Source organism: Kitasatospora sp. NPDC048365 (genome assembly GCF_043200835.1).
GTDB classification, from domain to species: Bacteria; Actinomycetota; Actinomycetes; order Streptomycetales; family Streptomycetaceae; genus Kitasatospora; species Kitasatospora terrestris.
Map to the genome: position 1 here is coordinate 48334 of NZ_JBICYJ010000034.1, position 24121 is coordinate 72454.

Sequence of the window (24121 nt, forward strand, 5' to 3'; positions counted from 1 at the left end):
GCGCATGTCACCACCCCCCGATCGCCCGTCCGACGGCCGCGACGAGACCCCCGAGGAACGCGCCGACCGCCTGTGGGGCGAGATGCTCCAGGAGGTCCGCGTGTGCCAGACCGGCGCCCAGATCCTCTTCGGCTTCCTGCTCAGCGTGGTCTTCACCCCCCGCTACCGCACGCTGCCCGCGTTCGACCAGCACCTCTACGTGGCCACCGTCTTCCTCGGCGCCCTCGCCACCGGCACCCTGATCGCCCCGGTCGCGTTCCACCGCTTCCTGTCCGGCCACGGCATGAAACCGGAGCTCATCCGCGTCGCCGGCCGGCTGATCTCCGCCGGGCTGGTCCTGCTGGCCCTGACCATCAGCGCCGCGCTGCTGCTCCTGCTGCGCACCGCCACCGACCTGTCGCCGGTGGCGTGGGTGCTGTCCGGGGTGGCGCTCGCCTGGTTCGCGGTGGGCTGGCTGGTGCTGCCCCGGTACGTCCTGCGGCGGGGCGCCCGGGCGGGGAGGCGGAGCAGTGCGCAGGAGTGACCGCACCGACCGGACGGAGAGCTGTTCTCGCCGGACAGCAGCCTGCCGGCCACCACCGGCGGCACCGGAACCGTGTACCTGAACGACACACGCACGCTCCAGCCCGTCCGTGAGCTCAGCGCCGCGCGCCTCGGTGGACGCGGCGTCGGGACGGCCTTCTCCCCGGACGGCAGGATGCTCGCCACGACGGACAGCGCGCGTGACCTTGTGGGGCCTGCCGTAGCCCTGGAGATCGTCTTCCGGCCGACCGGGATCCGTCCATGAAACGATCTCCAGGACTCCCTCCGCGGCACCCGACGGCCGCTACCCCAGCGCGAGCATCGCCTCGGCGACCTCGCCGGCCGCCGCCCGGGGGAGTGCGGTGGCGGCCTCCTCCAGGACCAGCAGCCGGGCCCCGGGGATCTCGCGCGCGATCGCCTCGCCGTTGCCGACCGGGAAGAACCGGTCGTGGCGGCCGTGGACGACGAGCGTGGGGACCGCGATCCCGGGCAGCCGCTCGCGCCAGCGAGGCGCGCAGTCGAGCCGGGAGAACACCATGCGCAGCTGGTTGGCGGTCTGGACCGGGGGAGCGGTGCCGGGCGTACGGTCCCAGACGCGTCCGGCGAGTGCGCGGGCGGCGTCGGGGTCGTCGCCGAGGATCTCCGCGCCGGTGGCGGCGAACTCCGCGACCGCCTCGCGGTCGGACCAGTCGGGCATCGGGCGGGCGAACAGCCGGCCCATCGTCGCCGGGTCGTGGCCGGGGAGGTCGTCGTCGGGCGGTCCGGGCGCCACCGGGCGGGTGCCGACCACGGTGAGCGCCGAGAACGCGCCCGGACGGTCCAGCACGGCCACCTGGGCGACCATGCCGCCGACGCCGATGCCGGCGAGGTGCGCCGGGCCCCCGCCGAGGGCGTCGGCGAGGGCCGCCGCGTCGGCGGCGAGGTCGCGCAGGGTGTAGGCGGGCGCCTCGGGGTCCGCCGTCGTCGACTCCCCGCTGTCGCGCAGGTCGTAGCGCACCACGCGGCGGCCGCCGGCGGCGAGGCGCTCGCACAGCTCGTCGGGCCAGGAGAGCATCGTCGTCCCGCCGGCGAGCAGGACGAGCGGCGCGTCCTCGTCGCCGAAGGACTCGATGCCGAGGGCGGTCCCACGGACGTGGACGGTGGTCATCGGATCTCCACAGGAACGGTGCGGGTCGGGCAGGTCGAGGCCGGTAGGCCGGTCATGGGTGGTGTCACACCAGGTCGGACCGGATCCGCCGGCGAAACTCATCGCTCGCGCGTGAAGCAATCGGCCACGGTCGCGCGCCCGCCGCCCGGTGCGTACGGCGTCAGCGCGCGGGGTGCCACTCGGCGAGGAGGACGGTGGCGTCGTCGCGCAGCCGGTGGTCCTGGTGGAGGACGATCTGCTGGATGAGGCGGCGCAGGGCCTCCGGCGCGGGCAGGCCGTCGGCCATGGCGCGGACGACGGTGTCGGCGAGGCGCTCCTCGCCGAAGAGCTCGCCGGTGGCGGCGGCGCGGGCCTCGGTGACGCCGTCGGTGAACATCAGTACGCGGTCGCCGGGCTGGAGCTGGGCGGTGTGGACCTGCGGCGCGGGCAGGTCGGGGGCGTTCAGGCCGAGCGGCAGGTGCGGCGGGCGCAGCAGGGCGTCGGTCACGATGCGGCGGCCGCGGATCAGCAGGGGTGCCGGGTGGCCGCAGTTGATCCAGTCGAGCCGGCCGGTGGTGGTGTCGAGGTCGGCGACGAGGCAGGTGAGCAGGCGGTCGGGGATCCACTGGGCGAGGGTGCGGTCGATCCGGTCGGCGATGTCGGTGAGGCTTCCGCCGGCCCGGCGGGTGGAGCGGCAGGCGGCCAGTGCGACGGCGCTGCAGCCGCCGGAGGCGAGGTCGTGGCCCATGGCGTCGAGCAGGGTGAGGTGGAGGCGGGTGCCGGCCAGGCTGTGGTCGAAGGCGTCACCGCCGACCTCGTACGCGGGCTCCAGCAGGGCGGTGGAGGTCACCGACGCGGCGCCGATGGTGAGGGGCGGCACGAACGCCCACAGCAGTTCCGCCTGCAGCGTCATCGGCCGGCTGCGCACGGTCTGGGCGAGGACGTCGCTGTGGGTCCGCCTGGTCGCGATGATCATGGCGGTGAGGGAGGCGAGGGCCTCACCGCGCCGCTGCAGGGGCGGGTCGAGCGCGGGGGCGGTCACCCGCAGCACGCCGAGGCGCCCGATGCCGTCGACCAGCGGCAGCCAGCCCAGCGCGCCGGCCGGATCCGTGCCCGCCGGATCCCCGGGCGAGGAGATCTGCGCCGTCTCGGTGCGGTACGCGCGCCCGGCGAGCGAGGCGTCCACCGGCAGTGTCTCCAGCTCGGCGTCCGCGCCTTCGGCGATCAGCTGCGCCTGCCCGGGGGTGGGCAGGGCGACCAGGTTGTGCTGCTGCACGTCGGCGACGTAGACCCGGGCCTCGGACAGTCCCAGGCGTCGGCCCGCGTCCTGCACCAGCGCGGGGATCTCGCGCGGCGCGAGGCGGTGGGAGGCGGCCAGCGCGTCGGCCAGCACCTCACCGAGGTCGGAGTCCTCGACCGGCACGGGCCCGCCCTCCGCAGACGTCCGCCGGCGGTCCCCGGCGGTCTTCCCATCATCGCGCCGGAGCGAGGACCGGGTCGCGGCGGCGCGTGCTGCCGCAGTCTCCCGGGCTCGCAGCGCAGGCCGGCCTCACAGCGCCGGCTGGGCCCGGACGAACCCCAGGAACGCCCGTGCCGTCGAGGCCGCCGCCTGCTCGCCGGGCCAGGCCAGCGCGTACGTCCGCCGGCCGGTGCCCGCCGGGAGGCCGAGCACCGCGCAGTGCGCCATACCGGCGAGCACGGGGGCGATGCTGGCCGGGACCACGGCGGTGCCCAGCCCGGCCGCCACCAGCCCGGCGAGCGCGGCGCCCTGGGTGACCTCGAACGCGACCTGCCGTTCGGCCCCCGCCCGGGCGAACACCTCGTCGGCGAGGGCCCGCAGCTCGAAGCCGCCGACGAACTCGACCGTGGGCATCGCCGCCGCCAGCTCCTCGACCGTGATGCGGCGCCGCCGGGCGAGCGGGTGCACGGCGGGGACGAGGGCGGCGAGGTCCTCGGTCACGATCGGCTCGACGCCGATGCCGGCCGGCGGCGCCCCCTCCCGCAGGTGGACCAGCCCGAGGTCGATCACCCCGCGCCGCAGGTCGAGCAGGGTCTGCTCGGAGCGCAGGGCGCGCGCGGTCAGCTGGACCTCGGGGTGCAGGGCCTGGAAACCGGCCAGCAGCGCCGGCAGGTCGACCCGGGTCAGACCGGCCGGCATGCCCAGCGCCAGCCGCCCGCTGACCGTGCCGTCCGTGGACCGGGCCGCCGCCTCCGCCGCCTCGGCCTGGCGCAGCGTGCCGCGGGCGGGCGGCAGGAACTCCCGGCCCGCCGCCGTCAGACGTACCGCCCGGGTGGTGCGGTCGAAGAGCCGCACCCCGAGCGACTCCTCCAGCCGGGCGATCTGCTGGCTCAGCGCGGACTGGCCGATTCCCAGCTCGCGCGCCGCCCGGGTGAAGTTCAGCTGCTCGGCGGCGGCGACGAAGCACCGCAGCTGCCGCAGTTCCACGCGCACCTCCGCCGCGGCCGTGCCGTCGTCCCGCATTCATCACCCGGGCTAATCAATAGCAGGGACCGAGGTCCGATTGAGTAATGCCACTCCCGGAACGAACCTGGAGAAAGCACCACAGAAGGAACCAGAAGCATCCGGAAGGACCACGCCTTGCGCGCCCTCACCCTCGTCCCGGGACAACTCGACTCCCTGTCCGTCACCACCGTGCCGCAGCCCGAGCCCGGTCCTGGCGAACTGCTGGTCGAGGGCCTGGCCGTCGGCGTCTGCGGCATCGACCGCGAGATCGTCTCCGGTGCGTACGGCTGGGCGCCCGCCGGCGAGGAACGGCTCGTCCTCGGCCACGAGTCGCTCGGACGGGTCACCGCCGCCCCGGAGGACAGCGGATTCGACCCCGGCGACCTGGTCGTCGGCGTGGCCCGCCAGCCCGACCCGCAACCCTGCGGCGCCTGCGCCCGCGGCGAGTCCGACATGTGCCGCACCGGCCGCTACGCCGAACGCGGCGTCAAGCTCCGCCACGGGTACGGCTCCCAGCTGTGGACCGTCGAGGCCGACCACGCCGTCCGGATCGACCCCCGGCTGGAGAGCGTCGGCGTCCTGCTGGAACCCGCCGCGGTCGCCGCCAAGGCCTGGGAACAGATCGACCGGGTGACCGCCCGCGCGTGGTTCGAGCCCCGCACCGTGCTGGTCGCCGGCGCCGGCCCCACCGGCCTGCTCGCCGCGCTGCTCGGCCGGCAGCGCGGACTGGACGTCCACGTCCTGGACCAGGTCGGTACCGGCGTCAAGCCCCGGCTGGTCGCCGGCCTCGGAGCCACCCACCACTGCGCCCCGCTCACCGAGGTCGCCGCCAAGCTCCGCCCCGACATCGTCATCGAGGCCACCGGCGACGCCGCCCTCGCCCTCGACGCCGTCGAGTCCGCCGAGCCGGCCGCCACCGTCTGCCTCATCGGCAGCTCCGCGGCGGGCGTGCGCACCGTCCCGCTCGACGCCGGCGCGGCCGGGCGCAGCCTCGTGCTGGAGAACGAAGTCGTCCTCCGCACCGTCAGCGCCAACCGCCGGCACTTCCTGCTGGCCGCCGACGCCCTCGCCGAAGCCGGCCCCGGGTGGCTGGAGCGGCTGATCACCCGCCGCTTCCCGCTGAAACAGGCCCTGGACGCCTTCGAACCCGCCGACGGCAGCGACGTCAAGATCGTCATCGAGCTGAACCCCTGACCGGCGCCGGCAGCCCGACCCGCCGGACCGCCCCGCGCAGAGAACAAGGAACACCCATGAGTCAATGGCTCGTCAGCATTCCCACCCGCACGCCCGAAGGGCGGAACGGACAGCACGTCTTCGTCGTCGAGTCCCCCCACGGCAGGACCGCCCGGCACGAGGCGGAAGCCTACGCGCAGACCGCGGCGGCCTGCCGGCACCGCCGCTTCACCCCCCTCGACCCGGCCGGACAGGTCACCGTCGAGGCGGCGACCACCGGCGGCCTCGACCGCTACCGCTGACCCGCCGAACCACCGGCACCTCAACCGGGAACCCGCTATCGTCCAGAACCATGGGCGAACCAGCAGGCCGTTGGCGGGAGTTGAACAAGGCGTACTGGGACGAGCGGGTGCCGATCCACCTGGGCGGCGCCTTCTACGACGTGGACGGCCTGCGCGCCGGGCCCGACTCGCTGAAGGACTTCGAGACGGCCGAGGTCGGCGACGTCAGCGGCAAGAGCCTGATCCACCTGCAGTGCCACTTCGGCCGGGACACGCTCTCCTGGGCGGCCCGCGGAGCCACCGTCACCGGACTGGACTTCTCCGCGCCCGCGACCGGGGCGGGCACCCGACTCGCGGCCGAACTCGGCCTCGACGCACGGTTCCTGACCGCGGACGTCTACGACGCGGTGTCGGCCGTCCGGGGGCAGACCTTCGACATCGTCTACGCCAGCTTCGGGGCGCTGAACTGGCTTCCCGACATCGGACGCTGGGCGGCGGTGGCCGCCGAACTGCTCACCCCCGGCGGGTTCCTCTACCTCGCGGAGTTCCACCCCTTCAGCTTCGTCCTCGACGACGAGACCGCGAGCACGGTCACCCACGACTACTTCGACGAGGGCCCGGAAGCCTCCGGCGGCCCCGGCACCTACGCCGACGAGACGGCACAGACCGAGCACAACGACACCGTCGAATGGCGGCACAGCCTCGCGACCGTCGTCTCGGCGATCGCCGCGGCCGGACTGCGGATCCGGTTCCTCCACGAGCACGACCACACCTTCTACCGGCAGCGGCAGTCGCTGGAGAGCCGGGACGGCCAGATCTACCGCCACCCGGACGGCGTACCGCGGACCCCCCTCACCTACTCGATCCGCGCCGAAAAGGCGTGAGGCGCGACGAGCCTGCGCGAGCCGGTGGCCCGCGGACGGACCCGGGTGCCCCGGGCGGTCGGTGATGTCCGTCGCGGCACGTATCGTGGCGTCGATCATCGTCACAGCGCATCGCACGGGGGCCACACATGACTGTTCATCGACCGGGACTTCCGTCGGACCTTCCGCCGGCGGAGGAGCTGTGGGCGCGCTGGGCGCTGCTCGCCGCGCTCGGGGCGAGCAGCGAGGACGAGGAGACCCCGTCGGTCCACCGGAGCGGCCGGTGGATCGACGACGAGGGCCTGCACTGGGACGACTGCGGCTGCACCTGGTGGATCATGTCGAGGGAGGGCGACGGCTGCTTCGTGCTCTACGGCGAGGACGAGTCGAGCGGCGTCAAGTGGCACGAGCCGGCGATCGACGTGCTGGCGGGCGGCCCGGACTGGCTGCCCTACGAGGAACTGCGCTACCGACTCGAGGGGAACGAGATCGGCTGCGTCTACTGGTACGAGAACGGCACCTGGGCCCGCGCGCCGTACCCGGACGACCTGGACGACGACGGCCTGGACTGCGGCCTGAGCTCCTTCATCGAGCGCGGCGAGGTCCTGGACGAGCTGACGGGCCATCTGGACGGCTCGGCCGGAGGGAAGGACGCGTCCACCCTGCTGGCCGACGCGGAGGCGTACCGGCTGGAGCCACGGACGCTGCTGGAACGCCTGGGCGCGACCGACCGCGACGGCGATCCGCTGGACCCGCCGGCCGTCCTCCGGGCGCTGGTGCGCGCGGGCCTGACGGGGGAACCCGCGGCGACCGACGCGCTCTGACGGCCGGGACGGCGCGGCGGCCCGGGCGGGGTCCGGACCGCAGGAGGGGGACATTCCATGGCCATCACCGCGATGCACGCCGGGCGCGGCCGACTGGACGCCAGCCAGGACGACCTCGGGTGCGGCTGGGCGTGGCCGGCGATCCACCGGGTACGGCCCCGGGTGCCACTGGCCTGCCCGGAGTGCGGGCACGGCGTGCACCCGAAGGTCTCCTCGGGCGGGCTGCGGTTCTTCGCCCACGACGCCGGGGCACCGAACTGCGCGCTGGCGCAGGAGAGCATGGAACACCACCTGCTGAAGCTGGAGCTCGCCCAAGCCGTGCGCGCCGGCGGATGGTTCGCCGAGCTGGAGGTCCGGGCCCCGGACGGGGCCTGGCGGGCCGACGTGATGGCCTCGTCCCCCGACGGCGGCCGCCGCATGGCGTGGGAGGCACAGCTGTCCCCGATCACCCCGGACGAGATAGGCGAACGTACCGCCCGCTTCGCCGCGGACGGCGTGCGGGTGTGCTGGGTGGGGGTCCACTCCCGGCCGTGGCTGGGCACCGTGCCCTCCGTGATGGCGGCCGCTCCGGGCAGCGAGGGCGCGCCGTGGAAGGTGGTGGGCGGGCTGGCCCGCTTCGACGTGCCGAACTGGTTACCGGCCAACGCCGCGCTGCGCGACTTCGTGGCCTGGGTCCTGGCGGGGCGCGTCGTCGGCCACCGCTTCGCCCGTCCGCAGCGGCTCGACGGCCGCATCCTCTGGCCGGCGGCCTGGACGGCCCCGCGCTACGTCGAGGACGCCGCCGAGTGGGAGCGGCTCCAGCGGCAGCTCGACGGCCGGCGGGTCCAGGCCGTGGAGCGCCAGCTGCGCCCGGGGACGGGGTGGCGCGGTACCGCGGAGTCCCCGCGGCACCTGCTGCGCGATCCGCACCGGGTCATGGTGCGGTCCTGGCGGCTGTCGGTGCCCTCGGACGATCGCCGGCGGATGCGCGAGGCGGCGGCGGAGTGGGTGCGCGTCCACCACGGCACCCAGCCGTACTTCGGACACGAGGACTTCGACCCCCGCTGGGCGGGAGGCATCCCGCTGTGCGCCGGCCACGCGGACGGGCCGGTCGTCGCGCTCCTGCGCCCCAAGCCGGCCCTCCTCGACTGGGAGCGGCTGGACGGGGTCGTCGTCCTCGCCGCGACCGAACCGGACCGGGAGAAGCTGGCCGCGACGGCACCCCGGGGCGCGCGCGTCATCGGCCTCCCGGCGCCGCGCTGAAGCGGAGGTGTCATGGGTCACGCGCACATGGCCGTCCGATCAAGGGTGGATCTCTCCGCCATTACCGCGCCTCCTGACGGGTCGCATGATTCACGTCACAGCCCCGCCGCACAGAGCCCCGACGGTCCCACCCGCCCGGATCCGGCTCGGCGAGGCCCACGGTCGTGTCCACCCCCACCCAGGAGCCCCTCCATGACACGTCTGCCCGGCAAGTCCCGCGCGCGGCAGGGCATCCGCCGCTGGATCTCCGCCGCCGCCGGCGCGGTCGCGCTCGCCGCCGGCCTGCTGACCGTCGGCGCCCCCACCGCCTCCGCCGCCGCCCTCACCCAGGTCACCGGGTTCGGGTCCAACCCCGGCAACCTCGGCATGTTCGCGTACGCCCCGGACGGCCTGCCCACCGGCCGGCCGCTGGTGGTCGCCCTGCACGGCTGCGTGCAGAGCGCCTCCGACTACCACAGCCACTCCGGCTGGGCCCAGTTCGCCGACCAGTACGGCTTCGCGGTGGTCTACCCGCAGACCACCAGCGCCAACAACTCGCTGAGCTGCTTCCGCTGGTTCGACTCCGCTCAGAGCACCCGCGGCAACGGCGAGGCGCTGTCCATCAAGCAGATGGTCGACAAGGCGGTCGCCCAGTACGGCAGCGACACCCGCCGGGTCTACATCACCGGCCTGTCCGCGGGCGGCGGCCAGGCCGCGAACCTGCTCGCCGACTACCCGGACGTCTTCGCCGGCGGCGCCATCGACTCCGGCCTCCCCGCGCAGTGCGCGACCGCGCAGGCGGGCGCGTCCAGCTGCCAGAACAACGACATGGGACTCACCCCGGCGCAGTGGGGCACCAAGGTCCGCAACTCCTACCCGGGATGGACCGGCCCCTACCCGCGGGTGGCGATCTGGCAGGGCAGCTCCGACACCACCGTCAAGCCCGTCAACGGCACCGAGCTGCGCGACCAGTGGACCAACGTCTGGGGCATCCCGCAGACCCCGTCCAGCACCCAGACCCTCACCGGCGGCACCACGCTGACCCAGTACAACGACGCCAACGGCAAGCCCGCCGTCCAGCTGTACTCCATCTCCGGCATGTCCCACGGCCTGGCCGTCAACCCCGGCACCGGCACCGGCCAGTGCGGCACCACCGGCGCGTACTACCTCAAGGCGATCTGCTCCAGCTACTACACCGCCGCGTTCTGGGGCCTCGACGGCTCCGGCACCGCCACGCTGCCGGCACCGACCGGTTTGGCGGTCACCGGGACCACCGACACGACGGCGTCGTTGAGCTGGTCGGCGGTGAGCGGGGCGGCCTCGTACAAGGTGTACCGGGGTGGTGCGTTGGTCGGTTCGGCCACCGGCACGGGCTACACCGACTCCGGTCTGACCAGCAGCACGGCCTACGCGTACACGGTGGCGGCCGTCGACTCGGCCGGGACGGTCGGCGCGCAGTCCGGCGCCGTCACCGCCACCACCACCGGCGGCGGGAGCACCACGCTGCCGGCGCCGACGGGTCTGGCGGTCACCGGGACGACCGACACGACGGCGTCGCTGAGCTGGTCGGCGGTGAGCGGGGCGGCCTCGTACAAGGTGTACCGGGGTGGCGCGTTGGTCGGTTCGGCCACCGGCACGGGCTACACCGACTCCGGTCTGACCAGCAGCACGGCCTACGCATACACGGTGGCGGCCGTCGACTCGGCCGGGACGGTCGGCGCGCAGTCCGCCGCCGTCACCGCCACCACCACCGGCTACACCCCGCAGTGCTTCACCGCGAACAACTACAACCAGGTGGTTGCCGGCCGCGCCCACACCAGCGGCGGCTACACCTACGCCAACGGCTCCAACCAGAACATGGGCCTGTACAACCTCTACGTCACCCACACCCTCAAGGAGACCGCGGACGGCTACTACGTGATCTCCGACAGCGGCTGCTGACCCCCTGCGGCAGCCCCGCCCCGCCCCGTCCGTGCTGACGGGGCGGGGCCTTTCGGGGTACGGACGCGGCCGGACCTACCGGCTGTCGGGGGCGCCGTCGACCAGGAGGTGTTCCAGGACGGGCAGGGCTGCCAGGAGCACGGCCTGTTCGTGGGCGGTGAGCGCGGCGGCGCGGCCGGCCAGCAGTTCGGAGCGCTCCTGGCGGATGGTGGCGAGTAGGTCGGCGCCAGCCGGTGACAGCTCGACCAGGGTGGAGCGGCCGTCGTGCGGATCGGGGACCTTGCTGACCAGGCCGGCGGCCACCAGCGGACCGACGGTGCGGGTCATCGAGGGGGCGGCGACGCGTTCCAGGGCGGCGAGCTCGCCGAGGCGGAGCGGTCCGTGCTGCTCGATCCGTGCGAGCGCCGACTGCTGGGCGAAGGTGAACTCCTGGCCGGTGGAGGCCTGGGCGAGCTGCCGGTACAGCCGGGCGATCACCAGGCGCAGCCGTACGACGGCGGCCGGGTCGATGAGGGCCGGGTCGACGGCGGCGGCCGGGCCGTGCTCCTCGGGCGGCTGCTGGGGGGAGGCCCCCGCGGCGTCCTCTGCGGGCAGGTCCGGGGCGTCCGGTGTCTCGTCGCGGGTGCTCATGCGGTGCCCCGGCCCGCGGCGGCGTCCCGGCCGGTGGCGGGCGGGTCGGCGGTGGGCTCGGCGGCGGGCGGGTCGGTGGCCGCGGGCCGGCCGGTGGTGCGTCCGGTGCGTCCGCGCAGCAGCGAGGCCGCGGCGGCGACCAGGGACATCGCGATGGCGAGCGAGAAGACGACCATCAGGCCGTCGTGGAACGGGCCGGAGATCAGGTGTGGGAAGAACTCCCGTCCGGTGAGCGTCCCGGCGTTGGCGGCGGGCAGCGTGGACAGGACGTGCGGGCCGAGCAGTTCGCGGATCGGGTTGTAGCCGAGGAAGGCGGCGAACAGCGTTCCGACCGGCGGAAGTTGGGCGACGGCGTTGGCGTCGGCGGCGGGCACACCCTGGGCGGTGAGGCCGCCGGTGAGGGCCTCGGGCAGCGAACCGGCGAGGCCCGCGACCATCAGCGAGAAGAACACGCCGATGGAGAGCACCATGCCGGCGTTCTGGAAGGTGGCGCGCATGCCGGAGGCGGCGCCGCGGTCGGCCGCGGGGACGCTGGACATCACGAGCGCGGTGTTGGGTGCGGCGAACAGGCCGCCGCCGAGGCCGTTCAGGAACACCAGCAGGGCGAACGCCGGGTACCCGAAGTCGGTGGGCAGCAGGAGCAGCCCGGCGAACGAGGCGGCCATCACGACCAGGCCGCCGGCCGCGAACAGGCGGGCGCCGAAGCGGTCCGACAGGTGCCCGGCGATCGGGCCGGCGGCCAGGAAGCCGACGGTGAGCGGGACGAGGTAGATGCCGGCCCACAGCGGGGTGTCGGCGTAGTCGTAGCCGTGGAGCGGGAGCCAGATGCCCTGGAGCCAGACGATCAGCATGAACTGCAGGCCGCCGCGAGCGATCGAGCCGAGCAGCGTGGCGAGGTTGCCGCCGGCGAAGACGGGGTCGCGGAACAGCCGGAGCGGGAACATCGGTTCGGCGACCCGGGTCTCGATCAGGCAGAACACGCCGAGCACGGCGGTGCCGCCGATCAGGCCGGCCAGCACCCAGGGGTTGGTCCAGCCCATGGTGTGGCCGCCGTACGGCTGGATGCCGTAGGTGATCGCCGCCAGCAGGGCGGTCAGGCCGACGGCGAAGGTGATGTTGCCCCACCAGTCGATCCGGCCCGGTCGGCGCACGCCGGTCTCGTGCAGGGAGCGGTACGCCCAGACGGTGCCGATGATGCCGATCGGGACGTTCACCCAGAAGATCGACCGCCAGTTCCACTCGGCGAGCACCCCGCCGAGCACCAGGCCGACGAAGGACCCGGCGATCGCGGCGACCATGTTGACGCCCAGCGCCATGCCGCGCTGCCGGGCCGGGAAGGCGTCGGTGATGATCGCGGCCGAGTTGGCCATCAGCATCGCGCCGCCGACGGCCTGCACGACGCGCCACCCGATCAGCCAGAGCGCTCCGCCGGCGCCCTGCAGGGGGTCGAGGGAGAGCACCACGGAGGTGACCGTGAAGATCAGGAAACCGGCGTTGTAGATCCGCACCCGGCCCCAGATGTCGCCGAGCCGGCCCAGCGTCACCACCAGTACGGCGGTGACCAGCATGTAGCCCATCAGCATCCACAGCAGGTAGCTGACGTTGCCGGGCCGGAGCGGGTCGAGGTGGATGCCGTTGAAGATCGCGGGCAGTGAGATCAGCACGATCGAGGAGTTGATCGTGGCGATCAGCATGCCCAGCGTCGTGTTGGAGAGCGCGATCCACTTGTAGCGCGGATGCCCGGCCCCGATCCGGCCGCCGCGTCCGTCGTCGCCGAGTCCGTCGTCGGCGGCCGCGCCGGGCCCGGCCCCGCTGTCCGGTGTCGTCATTGCCCGTGCCTCCCCGCCCCTGATCCTTAGCTGACGTTAACTAAATTTACTCCGCGCCGGGGACACCTGCCAGACCCGGCGACCGGCGGTCCGGGGATCTGTCGGACCCCGGGGATACATTCGGTCGCACGGGGTGCGGCGGCCTTGCCGCGCCGGAGTGTCGACTGCCGGAGGTCCTCACGTGTCGCTGGTACGGGTCCACAACTTCTCGGTCTCGCTGGACGGCTTCGGCACCGGCGAGGGGCAGACCTTCGACGCGCCGTTCGGCCACGCCGGGCACCGGCTGCACGGCTGGTTCTTCAACACCCGGGCCTTCCGGTCGATGCAGGGCGCGGAGGGCGGCGCCTACGGCGTGGACGACGCCATGGCCGGCACGTGGGGCGAGGGGATCGGCGCGGAGATCATGGGCCGGGGCAAGTTCGGTCCGCAGCACGGCCCCTGGGAGGACCACGACTGGAACGGCTGGTGGGGGGAGGAGCCGCCGTTCCGCACGCCGGTCTTCGTGATGACCCACCACCCCCGTCCCTCGGTGGAGATGAAGGGCGGCACCACCTTCCACTTCGTCGACGGCTCGCCGCAGGAGGTGCTGGCGCAGGCCAAGGAGGCCGCGGGCGGCCTCGACGTCCGGATCGGCGGCGGGCCGAGCACCCTGCGCGCCTTCCTCGCCGAGGACCTGGTCGACCACCTGCACGTCGTCGTGGTGCCGATCCTCCTCGGCCGGGGCGAGCGGCTCTGGGGCGGCCTCGAAGGGATGGAGAGCCGCTTCCGCATCGAGACGGTGGCGACCCCCAGCGGCGTCACCCACCTGACGTTCACCCGCGCCTGACGTTCACCTGCGCCCGACGTTCACCCGCGCCCGACCGGGCCGGGCGCGTTACGGAGGCCGGCGGCCCTCGTCCGTCAGGCGGCTTCCGCGATCCGCGGTGCCCGGGACAGGGCCCGGCGCGGGGGGAGCTGCAGCAGCCTGCAGCCGTGCCGGTCGAGGTGGCGGAGCGCCGCCGCCACCTCCTCCTCGCGCAGGCCGAACACGTACAGGCCGGGCACCAGGACCGCGGAGATCCAGCCCTCACCGACGGCCCGCAGCAGTGCGTCGAGGGCCGGCAGGCCGTCGGTGACGCGGTGGCCGTTGTCGATGAACAGTTGCGGCTCGGGAAGCCCCGCGGCGGCGGCCAGGTCGGCGAGCGCCCAGCGTTGGCACTCCATCCCGCTCGGGTCGGCGGGGTAGGCGCGGAGGTAGGCCGCGGTCCGCGGACCTCCGGGGTCGCCGGTTCGCTCGAATGCGTCCATCGGTGCCACCTGCCTGTTCTCGGGACCGCACCGGAGTGCGGCGGCAGGTCCAGCACACCCGGTGGATCGCCGGGTGTTCAATGGCGGCCCTGCCTATTCGCCCCTCACTGATGCGGACGATCCCGGGTGGGCGTTCAGTTGCAGCTGCCCGGGTACCACCGAGTGCGGTGTGACTTATGCGCTCGTGCGGGTGGCCTCGGCGTATCGCTACCGGCGCGTCATGGTTCGTGTGCCTATAAAGGGCCCGTCACGTTGACCGACCGATGGGCTCTCACCATGCTGCAAGCCGCTCTGCGGGTGCTCGCCGCCGCCTCCCTCGCCTCCGCCGTCGCCTCCGTCACGGCCGCCCCGGCAGCCGCCGCCGCTCCGGCCGTGCCCGCGGTGCGGGCGGCGGCCGACGACGACCTGACCACGCCCTGCGGGCCGGTCGTCGACTACCGCGCCTGGGACTGGTGGCGCACCACCACCCAGCCGCAGATCGCCCAGACGGTCGCGGCCTCCGCGGCGAACGAGCGCTGGCAGTGGCGCAACGACGTCAACACCCTCTGGCGCGGTGACACCCGGGAGAACGTGGAGGACATCTTCCGGGCCGGCTTCACGCCCCGCGGCGAGGCCGTGACCCCCCTCGCCGAGTACATCGTCCAGGGCGGCGGACAGAACAGCGCCCACCTCAGCACCAGTTGCGCGATGTGGGTGGCGCAGAAGTTCGCCACCTACGGCGCCGCCAAGACCGGCTGGGTCTACGAGATCTACGCCCCGGGCGGCATCGACGTCAACGCCACCGCCCGCCTCAACGGCTACCAGTCGCCCTACCTCTGGAACAAGGAGATCGACTTCCCCGGCGGGGTCGAGGGCCGGTACATCAAGGGCGCCTGCAAGTACCACCTGACCGGCACCGATCCGGACACCAAGGTCAGCACCTTCGAGAACCTCGGCTGCAAGAACAACGCCGACTTCGCGCCGTTCCGGAGCGAGGCAGCGGTCGCCCACTGACGCGCTCGCCTCCTGTCACGACCCGAAGTGTCGGGGTGCCGCGTCCGGCGCCTGTCGGCAGGTCGTGAACGCGGATCGGCCGCCGGCCCGCCATCTGGCGTGGCTCGCGGCCGATCCGCGCGCCACGTGCCCGAATGCCTTCAATTCTTGTACACAGCGCCACCGTTGACATGTAACATGACCTACTGGCTTCATGGTGCCTGCACATGTGGGAGCGCTCCCAATCCGTCGTGTCCGGCGTCGCGTCGACGCCCCGAAACGAGAGAGGTCTCACCGTGCCAGGTTCCGTGCTCCTCCGAACGCTGCGCGCCGCACTCGCCGCGTTCTCGCTGGTGGCCGCCACCGTCCTCCCGGTGGCGGCCGCCGGCCCCGCCGGTGCCGCCACCACCATCTGCGACAAGTTCGGCAGCGTCGCGGTGTCGAACGGCGCGTACATCGTGCAGAACAACGAGTGGGGCGACTCGATCCAGCAGTGCATCGACGTCTCCGACAACGGCTTCCGGGTCACCACCGGCAACCACAACGTCGGGACGGGCGGCGCCCCCGCCTCGTACCCGTCCATCTACGCCGGCTGCCACTACGGCAACTGCTCCCGGGGCAACGGCCTGCCGCAGCAGGTGTCCTCGTTCACCAACCCGCAGTCCAGCGTGTCGTTCGGCACCGCCGCCGGCTCCTGGGACGCCGCGTACGACATCTGGTTCGACAGCCACCCCAACCCCGCCGGGCAGAACGACGGCGAGGAGCTGATGATCTGGGTCAACCACCAGGGCCCGCCCGCCCCGTTCGGCTCCAAGGTCGCCACCGTGTCCCTGGAGGGCGCGACGTGGGACGTGTGGGAGGGCCGCCAGGGCAGCAACCCCGGCTGGAACACCGTCTCCTACGTGCGGCAGTCCGGCACCGACGCGATCACGGTGAACATCAAGGACTTCACCAACGACTCGATCAGCCGCGGCTACCTGCAGCCCTCCTGGTACATGACCAGCGTCCAGTTCGGCTTCGAGCCCTGGCAGGGCGGCCCCGGCCTCGCCGTGAACTCCTTCTCCTACACGCCCAACGGCACCGGTGGCGGCACCGGCGGTGGCGGCGGCACCAGCATCGTCGGCCAGGGCAGCGGACGCTGCCTGGACGACCAGGAGGGCGGCACCGCGGACGGCACGCCCGTCCAGCTCTACGACTGCTACACGGGTACGGGCGGTTGGCCCAACCAGCAGTGGAGCTGGTCCAACGGCGCGCTGGTGAACACCAGGTCCGGCAAGTGCCTCGACGTGGCCGGCGGCCGCGTCGACAACGGCACCCAGGTCCGGCTGTGGAGCTGCAACGGGCTCGGCGCCCAGAAGTGGCAGGCCAACGCCAACGGCACCCTCACCAACCCCGCCTCCGGCAAGTGCCTGGACGCCGTCGGCCGCGGCACCGCCAACGGCACCCTGCTGCAGATCTGGGACTGCTACGGCGGTGGCGGCACCCAGTCCAACCAGGTCTGGAGCTTCCGCTGACGACTGTCCCGTCCCAGGGCTCCATGACTACCCGGACAGCGAACTACGCGCCGTGATCCGGTACGTCGCACCGGTCTGTCGCCGATGGCCCCGCTCCACCTCGGAGAGTGCTGCTCTGCTCGGGGAGAGATGGGGGAAGCCTGCCGAGCTTGAGCTCTGCGTAGATCGCGTCGGGGGAGGTGCGGCTCACTCGATGGGCGAGATCTTCGAAGTACCGCATGGGGGTCCGCTGATGGGCTTGACGCTCCAGGTAGATGAACGGAGCGAGAATCAGCCACGCCCGCAGGATGCTCCGTCCGTAGGAGCCGATGATGAGGGTCTCGTCGACTACGCGGTGGGCGACGAGCTTTCCGAGGTCGTCGAAGAAGAGTCCGACGCGCCGGACATGGGACTTGTGGGGCTCTGCGAGATCCAAGTAGGAGATCGGCCGCGGGTAGTCGTCGACGAGACGGTAGAGCACGTACTCGATCGCCTCCGAGTACGCGGGATCACGGCTCTCGCTGAAGCCGTCGAGGATCATCGCCAGGACATTCGCCCCCTGGGAGGACCGGAGTTGCCGCAGCGCCAGATACCCGGAGATGAGGAGAGCGAGGACGGATACGGTCAGAGACACGATGTTGACCAGCACGATGGCTCCGAGGTCGGAAGGGTCGCGGAAGGCGGGGCCTCAGTAGCTGGGGCCCTGCTGGGGAGCGGGGGCGACCCGGGTCGGTGGTGTGCCGGCGCTGCGGAGCTCGCGGAGGTGGTGCAGGTTGGCCGCCGTCCAGGCGGTCTGCGGATGGCTCGCTCCGAGTACCCTCGTCCGCAGCTCCAGGACCGTGGCCAGTTCGTGCTCGGCCGTTCCGAGGTCGGTGTGGTCCCAGGCCAGCAGGGCGAGCTCGGTGCGGGTGATGAGGGTGTACGGGTGGCTCTCCCCGAGGATCTCCGTCCTGGCAGCGAGCACCTCTCGGAACCCGGCCTCGGCCTCCTCCCACCGGCCGAGCCTGCGGGCCACCACCGCGAGGCTGTGACGGGTCGCCAGCGTGTCGGGGTGGCGCTCCCCGAGCACGTGGCGGCGTGCGCTGTGGACGATCCGGTACTCCGCCTCCGCATGAGGCAGGTCGCCGCGCTCACGAGCCACCCGGGCAAGGCTGTATCGGGATGTGAGGGTATCGGGGTGCGCCTCGCCCAGGAGGCGGGCCCGGATCTGCCAGACCTCCCGGTGCGCCTGCTCGGCCTCGTCCAGCCGCCCCAGCTCGCGCAGCACCATGGCCCAGGTGTGGCGGACGGAGAGCCCTGCGGCGTCGTCCTCACCGAGGAGTCGGCGCAGCTCGTGCGCGAGGGTCCGGAGCTCCTCCTCGGCCTCCTCCAGCCGGCCCTGCTTGCGCGCGACCCGGGCAAGGTGGTAGCGGGCGTCCAGGGTTGCCGGATCGTGCTCCCCGAAGCGGGCGCGCCGCCCCAGGTAAACCTCCTGGATGCGGTTCTCGGCCTCCGAGTAGAGGCCCCGAAGATCCAGGTATCTGGCGACGAGCAGCGCTGCGGCCCCTGCTCCGAGGACGCCGTCGGCGTCGGCGTCGTCCGCTGCCTCGACGGCCAGTCGGTGGGATCGGAACACGTGCGGTGCCAGCGCGTGCCACTGCGGCCATGAGGCGGGGTCTTCGACACGGTCGCCAAGGGTGCCGACGGCCTGGTTCAACAGCAGGCCGGCTGTCGGTGGCGCCCAGGGCGCCTCCTCCGCGCGCGCGGCGTCGCGCACCAGGGGATGGAGGCGCAGCACGGGCAGAGCCGCCGATACGCCGTCGAGTTCGATGAGGCTCAGGTCGGCGAGTGCCTTGAGGAGTCGCCAGAGCTGGGCACCGTCGGAGATGCCGAGCTGGGGCACGGCGGCGACCCGGTCCGGCCGGAGCACCGTCACATAGGGCAGAGGAGCGCCCGCGAAGGCGGACAACAGTCCGATCAGCGGGCGTGCCTGCGGAAGGCCGCGGCTGGCCAACTGGTCGAGGTTCAGCATGGTGGCGCTCCTGATGACTCCGTTCGGGTCGAACCGATCGGGACGTCCCTCCTCGATGGCCTGCCGGTAGGCCGAGAAGGTCAGGGTGGCGGCAGCATCCGGCCAGGGCTGCTCCGACACGTCGGCGAGGTAGCTGCCCGCAAGCCGGAGAGCCAGCGGCAACCCTCCCAGGCGTTCCGCCAACGCTTCGGCGTCCCGCAGGGGCCCCTTGTCGGGACCCGCGTAGTCGATGAGGACCTGCGCGGCGGGGGACGGGGTCACCGCCTCCTCCCCGCCCGGATCCGCGGACGCCAGGCCGTTGATCTGGTGCAGCCGGAAGCCCGGCCCCCATGCCGCGGCCGTCCCGTTCCGCGTGGTGATCAGCACCAGTCCGGTCCCTCGGTGCGGGCGGATCCAGCCGGTGCCGTCGCTCAGGCGGCCCGTGCCGTCGAGGAGCCCGGGATCGTCGATGCCGTCCACGACGAGCAGCCAGGGCCGGTCGTACCGTTCCAGAGCCTGCCAGAGCACGTCGGCACCGTCGCGGGTGCGGAGATCCTCGTCGGTGGCACTGGCCTGCCGGGCGACCGTCAGCAGACCCGACGCCAGCGCGTCCTGATCCGAGGGCCCGATCCACCAGACCCTCAGGTTGTCCGCGGCGGCGCGATGCGCCGTCTCCAGGGCCAGGGTGGTCTTGCCCGAGCCGCCCATGCCGTGGAGTACGTGGGCCCCGCCGTCCGAGGAGTCGGCCAGCAGGTCTGCCAGGGATTCCAGGAGGGACTCCCTGCCGCGCGGCGGGTGGTCGGGGTTACGTCGTCCCAGGGGCGGGCTGAGGGTCGTCGCGCCCGTTCGTTCGTCGTGCTGGATGTAGACGTTCAGTTGGTCCACCCGTCCGGCGGCCACTCCGGTGTGCCCGACGGTGAGCGCGGTACCGACCGTCCCGGCGGCGAGACCACCGGGCTCGGCAGTGAACCTGGCGTCGCCGCCCAGTGCCAGCGAACCGTTCCCCAACGCCGTGACGGCCGTCGCCGCGCGGGACAGCCCGACCACCTCGCGCAGCAACAGGACGGCCGACTCGCGGTCGGGACCGTCGAGCTGCTGGAGCAGGGCCTCGAAGTGTGACCGCCAGATCGCGGCGGCCGGTTCGAGGCTGCCCGCCGCACTCCCCGGCCCGGCTGAGAGCCGGTCGAGCTCGGCGGACACCGCACCGATGTCCCGCGACCCGGACCGGCTGAAGAGCCGCACGACCCGCTCCCGGACCGCAGCCCACACCTCGGTCCCTGCGGCCTGTGCCACCGCAGTCCCACCCGCGGTCGCGAGCGCCCCCAGCGCTTCCGCCAGCATTCCCGCCCCTGTCAGTCAGCCGTGTGTGGGCAGCCCCTGGCCCGCTCGACCTGCCTACCCGAAATCCGGGTACCGAAGCGCGGGTTCCCTTCGGATTCCAGTCTTCAGGAATGTGACTGACTGCTCGTCAGAAGAGGCGCCTGTCGAACCGGTGCGGACGGGCCGATGCCAGCCGAGGACGGCGGGACTGCCGCGGGATCCGACAACCCCGTGGGGGACGGGTCCGGATCTTAGCGTCGGTGGCACGGTGTCACAGGTGCTTCGGGGGGATTCACCCGAAGGATGAAGGCGCGGTCGCGGTCGTACGCCGCATCAACGCTGCGGTACGCGTCTTACCCGGGCCGTTCCCCGCCGTCGAGACTGGGTGACGTTCGCGGCCTGGTACCCGGGACCGGCCGCCTTCCGGTGGGGGACGCCGATGGCCGAGCCGTTCGAACTGCCCGACTTCTGCCTGCCGCATCCGGTGCGGCCGAATGCCCACCTGGCGCGTGCCCGAAAGCACACCCGGGAGCCGGCCCGCGGCATGGGCATTTTGGAGGGCAGTGGCGTCCGGGGGTCGCCGACCTGGAGGCGCACGACCCGGACGAGGCCGGCCGGGCCCGGTTCCGGGAGAGCACCGGACACCTGCTGCACGAGCCGATCCGAGAGCTCTCCGACATCAGCGAGGGCCGGGTGGCCGACCCGGGCGAGTACAGCGAGCTGTGGCGCACGGTCGGCGGTGCCCCGGGCTGGCTGCCGCAGCCCGCTGACAGCCCCGCGCCGGTGCGCTCCGCCGGCTCGGCACCCGGGTGATCCGCTCACTCCGCTGCCGTAGTCGGAGGGAGCCGACGGCGTGAACGGGAGACGTTGCCCGCATGATCCGAGCTGGTGGGGGCAGCCGAATGACAGGTTCGTTCACTGACCGGAGGTGCGTATGTCCACTGCCACGGTGCTGCTGCTGGCGCCTCTTGCGATCGCCGCGGTGCTGACCGCCACCGCCTCCCGCCCCGGCCCCCGCCACCGCGGGCCGCGGGCCGAGTCCGGCCGCAGCGACAAGGCCGGCCGTCCGCGTCACGCCCGCACCGGCGGCTGACACCCGGAGCGCAAAACGCGCGCGCCGTAGCCGGTGGCGGGGCGGGGCATCCGGTGATGCCGCGCGCCGGCGACGACGACAGCGTGTATGGCGTCGGCTTCGGCGCTGCCCGGCTGTCCGTGACCGCGGTCGGCCGACGTTCCTGATCGACGGTCACGACCCGGTCGTTGAGGCCGACGATGCGGTCGAGGCGCGGGCGCTGGTGGTGACCCAGGTCCGGCAGGCGCGTGAGGCGTCGGCGCGTGGGTGGCCGCCGGAGGCCGCGGTCAGGGAGTGGCGGGCCTCAGTGCCGGTGGTCGGGGTCGTGGGTGGTGGGTGTCGCCCCGGCGGTCGGTGTCGCCGCGGCGGTGGGTGCCGTCCCGGTGGTCTGGGGCGCCGGGGGAGCGGTGGTCGTCGCGGGGAGGGTGAAGGCGGCGGTGTGCACGGTGTCCTGGTGCTTGAAGTCCAGGAAGAGCCGGTAGTCGCCGCTGCTGGGTGCGGTGGTGGTGAAGGAGACGGCGGGGCCGCCGGTGGTGCCCTCGCCGTCGGGGTGGACGTGGAGGTAGGCGAGGTCACCGGCGCGCAGGGCGACCAGGTGGCCGGCGGCGCCGAGGTACGGCTGGAGGTCGGTGACCGGGCGGCCGTCGCGGCTGACGGTGAGGGTGAGCCGGCCGGCCCGGCCCGGGGTGAGGTCGCCGGTCAGGGCGACGGTGTAGCCGTCGGCGGTGACGGTCCGCCCGGTCTGCGGCAGTGCGGAGGGGCGCAGGTCGCCGGCGGCGTGCAGGTCGGCGCCGAGGGTGAGGCCCTCGTCGGTGCCGGTCGGCGCGAAGTCGGCGATGACCCGGTACTCCCCGGCGGCCGGGAGGGCGACGGGCGTGCTCCAGGTGCCGTCGGCGGCGCGGACCGGGTGCAGGTGCTGGAAGGTGGAGAGGTCGCGCGGGGCGACGATCAGGTGCAGCTCCTTCTCGTGCTGCGTGCGGTACTCGGTGACCGGTCGGCCGTCCGGGCCGAGCACGCGGAACCGCAGCTCGGTGGGGGCGCCGGCGGTGACGAAGGGGTTCTCCAGGCCGAGCGTCCAGCCGCGGTCGGAGACCTGGAGGCCGCCCGGTAGGTGTTCGCCGGACTGTGCGCTCGGCGTGGCGGCGGGTGTGTGCCCGGGGTGGGCGGCGCTGTCGGACGTCCGTGACGGCGGTGTGCCGGTGCCGGTGGCGTGGCCGACGCCGTACGAGGCGCCGAAGACGGTGGCGATGCCGGCGACGAAGGCGGTGATCTTCAGCGCGGTGTTCATGAGGGCTCCCTCGTACACGTGGAGTGGTCGGTGCGTCGGACCTCCGACGCCCGCATTACATACCCCCTGGGGGTATGTGGTCAACCTGCGTCCGCGGATCTGCGGGGATGCCGCGGATACCCCTAGGGGGTAGCTGGCGGGGTAGCCCGCTCCGCCGGTCCGCCGTGGTGGTCGATCGGGCAGGCCGTGCGGAAGCGCTCGCGGTACGCGGAGGGTGCGACGGCCAGCGTGCGCTGGAAGGCGCGCCGCATCGTCTCGGCCGAGCCGAACCCCGAGCGCCGGGCGACCGCCGCCGTGTCGGCGTCGGTCTCCTCCAGCAGCCGCTGCGCGGCGCGCACCCGGACTTGCTCCACGTACCGCCCGGGGGTGACGCCGAGGTCGCGGGTGAAGGCCCGGGAGAAGTGGCGCGGGCTCATCCGGGCCCGCTCGGCGAGGCGCTCCGTGCGGTGGTCGCCCGCCGGGTCGTCCGCCACCGCCCGGACCGCCGCGCGCAACCCCAGGTGCCCGACGTCCGCCGGTCGGGCGGTGGTGGCGAACTGGGCCTGCCCGCCCGGACGGCGCAGGTAGACCAGGAAGAGCTTGCCGATCCGGCGGGCGAGGTCGGCGCCGTGGTCCTCCTCGACGAGGGCGAGCGCCAGGTCGATCCCGGCCGTCGTCGCCGCGGCGGTGGAGACGCGCCCGTCGCGCACCACCACCGCGTCGGGGTCCACCCGGACCGCCGGGAAGAGCGCGGCGAGCTCGGCGCAGGACGACCAGTGGGTGGTGGCCCGGCGGCCGTCCAGCAGTCCGGCGGCGGCGAGCACGAACGCCCCCGTGCAGACCGAGGCCACCCGTCGCGCGCCCGCCGCCAGCCGTCGGACCTGGTCGAGCAGGTGCCGGGCCGCGTCGGAGGCGTCGGTGGCCGCCGCCTCGTCGCCGCCCGCCACCACAAGGGTGTCCACCGGTCCGGTGACGGACTCGAGCGCGGTGTCCACCGCGATCCGCACCCCGCCCGAGGCCCGCACCGGCCGGCCGCCCGGCGAGGCGACCAGTACCCGGTACCCGCCGGTGCATCCGGCGGCCTCGGCGAACACGTCCAGCGGGCCCGCCAGGTCGAGCATCTGGACACCGTCGTAGACGGCGATCACCACGAGGCGGACGGGCTTGGGCGCGGCGTCGGCGGCCGCTGCACTGTCGATCATGTGGCCAGCCTGGTCCGCCGCCGGTGGTGGCCGCAATGACATCCGCCCCGCGGATCCGGCCACCGGTCCGATTCGCCGGCCCGCCCGTCCGTGGCCCGGCTGCTGCCTGTCCGTCGCCGGCTCGTTCCCGGCCGGTCGGTCCGGATCTGCGGGGTGGATGGCATTGCCGCGATCTCCGCCGCGCCGCGAGGGTGGATCTGCGGCCGAGGGTTGCGACACATACCCCCTGGGGGTATAAAGAACTCGCCGCAAGAGATACCCCCTAGGGGTATCCATCGAACTGACTGCACCGGAGGAAGCCATGTCCTGCTGCTCGACCGAAGGCACCTGCTCCACCGCCACCGCCACCGCCACCGTCGCGGTCGAGAACGCGCCCACCACCACCGTCTACACGGTCGCCGGGATGACCTGCGGCCACTGCGAGCAGGCCGTCGGCAAGGCCGTCGCCGCACTCCCGGGCGTCACCGCCGTCTCGGTCGACGTCAAGGGCGGCCTGGTGACCGTCTCCGCCGAGACCGCGATCGACGACGAGGCCCTGCGCGCCGCGATCGACGACGCCGGCTACGAGCTCACCGGCCGTGCCTGACGCGCTCGCCGACCCACCCGCCAGGAGGCTCACGGTCCCGTTACCCCCGGGGCAACGG

22 protein-coding genes are annotated in these 24121 nt (G+C 73.5%); 12 read left to right on the forward strand and 10 right to left on the reverse strand.

From position 1 onward, the window contains the following. Nucleotides 1-4 precede the first annotated feature (4 nt). Complete coding sequence (locus tag ACGFX4_RS29280) at nt 5-523, forward strand: DUF6328 family protein (RefSeq protein ID WP_393080487.1); 519 nt, start codon at nt 5-7, stop codon at nt 521-523. Nucleotides 524-826: 303 nt separating this feature from the next. Here the strand turns inward: ACGFX4_RS29280 and ACGFX4_RS29285 are convergent, their stop codons facing one another. From ACGFX4_RS29285 to ACGFX4_RS29295, 3 genes are all read right to left on the reverse strand, one after another. Next, entirely contained in the window at nt 827-1669 is an 843-nt protein-coding gene (locus ACGFX4_RS29285; RefSeq protein WP_393080490.1) for an alpha/beta fold hydrolase, read from the reverse strand. Nucleotides 1670-1829: 160 nt separating this feature from the next. Continuing rightward, complete coding sequence (locus tag ACGFX4_RS29290; protein WP_393080493.1) at nt 1830-3071, reverse strand: PP2C family protein-serine/threonine phosphatase; 1242 nt, start codon at nt 3069-3071, stop codon at nt 1830-1832. A gap of 126 nt (nt 3072-3197) precedes the next feature. Beyond that, a complete protein-coding gene (locus ACGFX4_RS29295) occupies nt 3198-4094 on the reverse strand; it encodes a LysR family transcriptional regulator (protein WP_393080496.1) in 897 nt (298 codons plus the stop codon). A gap of 153 nt (nt 4095-4247) precedes the next feature. Here ACGFX4_RS29295 and ACGFX4_RS29300 point away from each other — a divergent pair, with 153 nt between their 5' ends. The 6 genes from ACGFX4_RS29300 to ACGFX4_RS29325 all read left to right on the forward strand — a co-directional run bounded on the left by ACGFX4_RS29300 (nt 4248) and on the right by ACGFX4_RS29325 (nt 10415). After that, nucleotides 4248-5306: a glucose 1-dehydrogenase gene (locus ACGFX4_RS29300; RefSeq protein ID WP_393080499.1), complete on the forward strand. Its 1059-nt coding sequence runs from the start codon at nt 4248-4250 to the stop codon at nt 5304-5306. A gap of 56 nt (nt 5307-5362) precedes the next feature. Then, entirely contained in the window at nt 5363-5587 is a 225-nt protein-coding gene (locus tag ACGFX4_RS29305; protein WP_393080501.1) for a hypothetical protein, read from the forward strand. Nucleotides 5588-5637: 50 nt separating this feature from the next. Next, nucleotides 5638-6450 (forward strand): class I SAM-dependent methyltransferase, encoded by an 813-nt coding sequence (locus tag ACGFX4_RS29310; protein ID WP_393080504.1) that lies wholly within the window; start codon nt 5638-5640, stop codon nt 6448-6450. A 128-nt stretch (nt 6451-6578) separates the two neighbouring features. Continuing rightward, entirely contained in the window at nt 6579-7253 is a 675-nt protein-coding gene (locus ACGFX4_RS29315; protein WP_393080507.1) for a hypothetical protein, read from the forward strand. 57 nt (nt 7254-7310) lie between these two features. After that, entirely contained in the window at nt 7311-8495 is a 1185-nt protein-coding gene (locus tag ACGFX4_RS29320; protein ID WP_393080509.1) for a competence protein CoiA, read from the forward strand. Nucleotides 8496-8687: 192 nt separating this feature from the next. Continuing rightward, nucleotides 8688-10415 carry a PHB depolymerase family esterase gene (locus tag ACGFX4_RS29325; protein WP_393080511.1) on the forward strand — a complete coding sequence of 576 codons (1728 nt, stop codon included), beginning with the start codon at nt 8688-8690 and terminating at the stop codon, nt 10413-10415. A 75-nt stretch (nt 10416-10490) separates the two neighbouring features. On the opposite strand, the gene ACGFX4_RS29330 is transcribed toward ACGFX4_RS29325, so the two are convergent. Beyond that, nucleotides 10491-11045 (reverse strand): MarR family winged helix-turn-helix transcriptional regulator, encoded by a 555-nt coding sequence (locus ACGFX4_RS29330; RefSeq protein ID WP_393080514.1) that lies wholly within the window; start codon nt 11043-11045, stop codon nt 10491-10493. Beyond that, a complete protein-coding gene (locus ACGFX4_RS29335; protein ID WP_393080516.1) occupies nt 11042-12874 on the reverse strand; it encodes an MFS transporter in 1833 nt (610 codons plus the stop codon). The genes ACGFX4_RS29330 and ACGFX4_RS29335 overlap by 4 nt, the downstream gene beginning before the upstream one ends. Nucleotides 12875-13055: 181 nt before the next feature. On the opposite strand from ACGFX4_RS29335, the gene ACGFX4_RS29340 reads away from it, so the two are divergent. Continuing rightward, on the forward strand, nt 13056-13700 hold the full coding sequence (locus ACGFX4_RS29340; RefSeq protein WP_393080519.1) for a dihydrofolate reductase family protein: 645 nt from the start codon (nt 13056-13058) through the stop codon (nt 13698-13700). Between the two features lie 74 nt (nt 13701-13774). On the opposite strand, the gene ACGFX4_RS29345 is transcribed toward ACGFX4_RS29340, so the two are convergent. After that, nucleotides 13775-14161: a hypothetical protein gene (locus ACGFX4_RS29345; protein ID WP_393080522.1), complete on the reverse strand. Its 387-nt coding sequence runs from the start codon at nt 14159-14161 to the stop codon at nt 13775-13777. 276 nt (nt 14162-14437) lie between these two features. Here ACGFX4_RS29345 and ACGFX4_RS29350 point away from each other — a divergent pair, with 276 nt between their 5' ends. Together ACGFX4_RS29350 and ACGFX4_RS29355 are read left to right on the forward strand one after the other, a co-directional pair. Further along, nucleotides 14438-15154 carry a hypothetical protein gene (locus ACGFX4_RS29350; RefSeq protein ID WP_393080524.1) on the forward strand — a complete coding sequence of 239 codons (717 nt, stop codon included), beginning with the start codon at nt 14438-14440 and terminating at the stop codon, nt 15152-15154. A 287-nt stretch (nt 15155-15441) separates the two neighbouring features. Beyond that, on the forward strand, nt 15442-16647 hold the full coding sequence (locus tag ACGFX4_RS29355; protein ID WP_393080527.1) for a ricin-type beta-trefoil lectin domain protein: 1206 nt from the start codon (nt 15442-15444) through the stop codon (nt 16645-16647). A 43-nt stretch (nt 16648-16690) separates the two neighbouring features. Here the strand turns inward: ACGFX4_RS29355 and ACGFX4_RS29360 are convergent, their stop codons facing one another. Both ACGFX4_RS29360 and ACGFX4_RS29365 read right to left on the reverse strand, forming a co-directional pair. Then, on the reverse strand, nt 16691-17275 hold the full coding sequence (locus tag ACGFX4_RS29360) for a hypothetical protein (RefSeq protein WP_393080530.1): 585 nt from the start codon (nt 17273-17275) through the stop codon (nt 16691-16693). A gap of 39 nt (nt 17276-17314) precedes the next feature. Further along, nucleotides 17315-19858, reverse strand: coding sequence for a tetratricopeptide repeat protein (locus ACGFX4_RS29365; protein WP_393080532.1), 2544 nt, complete (start codon nt 19856-19858; stop codon nt 17315-17317). Between the two features lie 1012 nt (nt 19859-20870). Between ACGFX4_RS29365 and ACGFX4_RS29370 the strand changes: the two genes are divergently transcribed. Next, on the forward strand, nt 20871-21029 hold the full coding sequence (locus ACGFX4_RS29370) for a hypothetical protein (protein ID WP_393080535.1): 159 nt from the start codon (nt 20871-20873) through the stop codon (nt 21027-21029). A gap of 283 nt (nt 21030-21312) precedes the next feature. Here the strand turns inward: ACGFX4_RS29370 and ACGFX4_RS29375 are convergent, their stop codons facing one another. Continuing rightward, complete coding sequence (locus ACGFX4_RS29375; RefSeq protein WP_393080538.1) at nt 21313-22296, reverse strand: hypothetical protein; 984 nt, start codon at nt 22294-22296, stop codon at nt 21313-21315. 122 nt (nt 22297-22418) lie between these two features. Then, nucleotides 22419-23477: a GlxA family transcriptional regulator gene (locus ACGFX4_RS29380; RefSeq protein ID WP_393080541.1), complete on the reverse strand. Its 1059-nt coding sequence runs from the start codon at nt 23475-23477 to the stop codon at nt 22419-22421. A gap of 301 nt (nt 23478-23778) precedes the next feature. Here ACGFX4_RS29380 and ACGFX4_RS29385 point away from each other — a divergent pair, with 301 nt between their 5' ends. Then, complete coding sequence (locus ACGFX4_RS29385; RefSeq protein ID WP_393080544.1) at nt 23779-24063, forward strand: heavy-metal-associated domain-containing protein; 285 nt, start codon at nt 23779-23781, stop codon at nt 24061-24063. Nucleotides 24064-24121 lie beyond the last annotated feature (58 nt).

Excerpts from the sequence above, each read along its gene's own strand:
- ACGFX4_RS29280 (WP_393080487.1), top strand. The coding sequence starts at position 5 with ATGTCACCACCCCCCGATCGCCCGTCCGACGGCCGCGACGAGACCCCC.
- ACGFX4_RS29285 (WP_393080490.1), bottom strand. The coding sequence starts at position 1,669 with ATGACCACCGTCCACGTCCGTGGGACCGCCCTCGGCATCGAGTCCTTC.
- ACGFX4_RS29305 (WP_393080501.1), top strand. The coding sequence starts at position 5,363 with ATGAGTCAATGGCTCGTCAGCATTCCCACCCGCACGCCCGAAGGGCGG.
- ACGFX4_RS29310 (WP_393080504.1), top strand. The coding sequence starts at position 5,638 with ATGGGCGAACCAGCAGGCCGTTGGCGGGAGTTGAACAAGGCGTACTGG.
- ACGFX4_RS29315 (WP_393080507.1), top strand. The coding sequence starts at position 6,579 with ATGACTGTTCATCGACCGGGACTTCCGTCGGACCTTCCGCCGGCGGAG.
- ACGFX4_RS29320 (WP_393080509.1), top strand. The coding sequence starts at position 7,311 with ATGGCCATCACCGCGATGCACGCCGGGCGCGGCCGACTGGACGCCAGC.
- ACGFX4_RS29325 (WP_393080511.1), top strand. The coding sequence starts at position 8,688 with ATGACACGTCTGCCCGGCAAGTCCCGCGCGCGGCAGGGCATCCGCCGC.
- ACGFX4_RS29330 (WP_393080514.1), bottom strand. The coding sequence starts at position 11,045 with ATGAGCACCCGCGACGAGACACCGGACGCCCCGGACCTGCCCGCAGAG.
- ACGFX4_RS29335 (WP_393080516.1), bottom strand. The coding sequence starts at position 12,874 with ATGACGACACCGGACAGCGGGGCCGGGCCCGGCGCGGCCGCCGACGAC.
- ACGFX4_RS29345 (WP_393080522.1), bottom strand. The coding sequence starts at position 14,161 with ATGGACGCATTCGAGCGAACCGGCGACCCCGGAGGTCCGCGGACCGCG.
- ACGFX4_RS29350 (WP_393080524.1), top strand. The coding sequence starts at position 14,438 with ATGCTGCAAGCCGCTCTGCGGGTGCTCGCCGCCGCCTCCCTCGCCTCC.
- ACGFX4_RS29370 (WP_393080535.1), top strand. The coding sequence starts at position 20,871 with ATGTCCACTGCCACGGTGCTGCTGCTGGCGCCTCTTGCGATCGCCGCG.
- ACGFX4_RS29375 (WP_393080538.1), bottom strand. The coding sequence starts at position 22,296 with ATGAACACCGCGCTGAAGATCACCGCCTTCGTCGCCGGCATCGCCACC.
- ACGFX4_RS29380 (WP_393080541.1), bottom strand. The coding sequence starts at position 23,477 with ATGATCGACAGTGCAGCGGCCGCCGACGCCGCGCCCAAGCCCGTCCGC.
- ACGFX4_RS29385 (WP_393080544.1), top strand. The coding sequence starts at position 23,779 with ATGTCCTGCTGCTCGACCGAAGGCACCTGCTCCACCGCCACCGCCACC.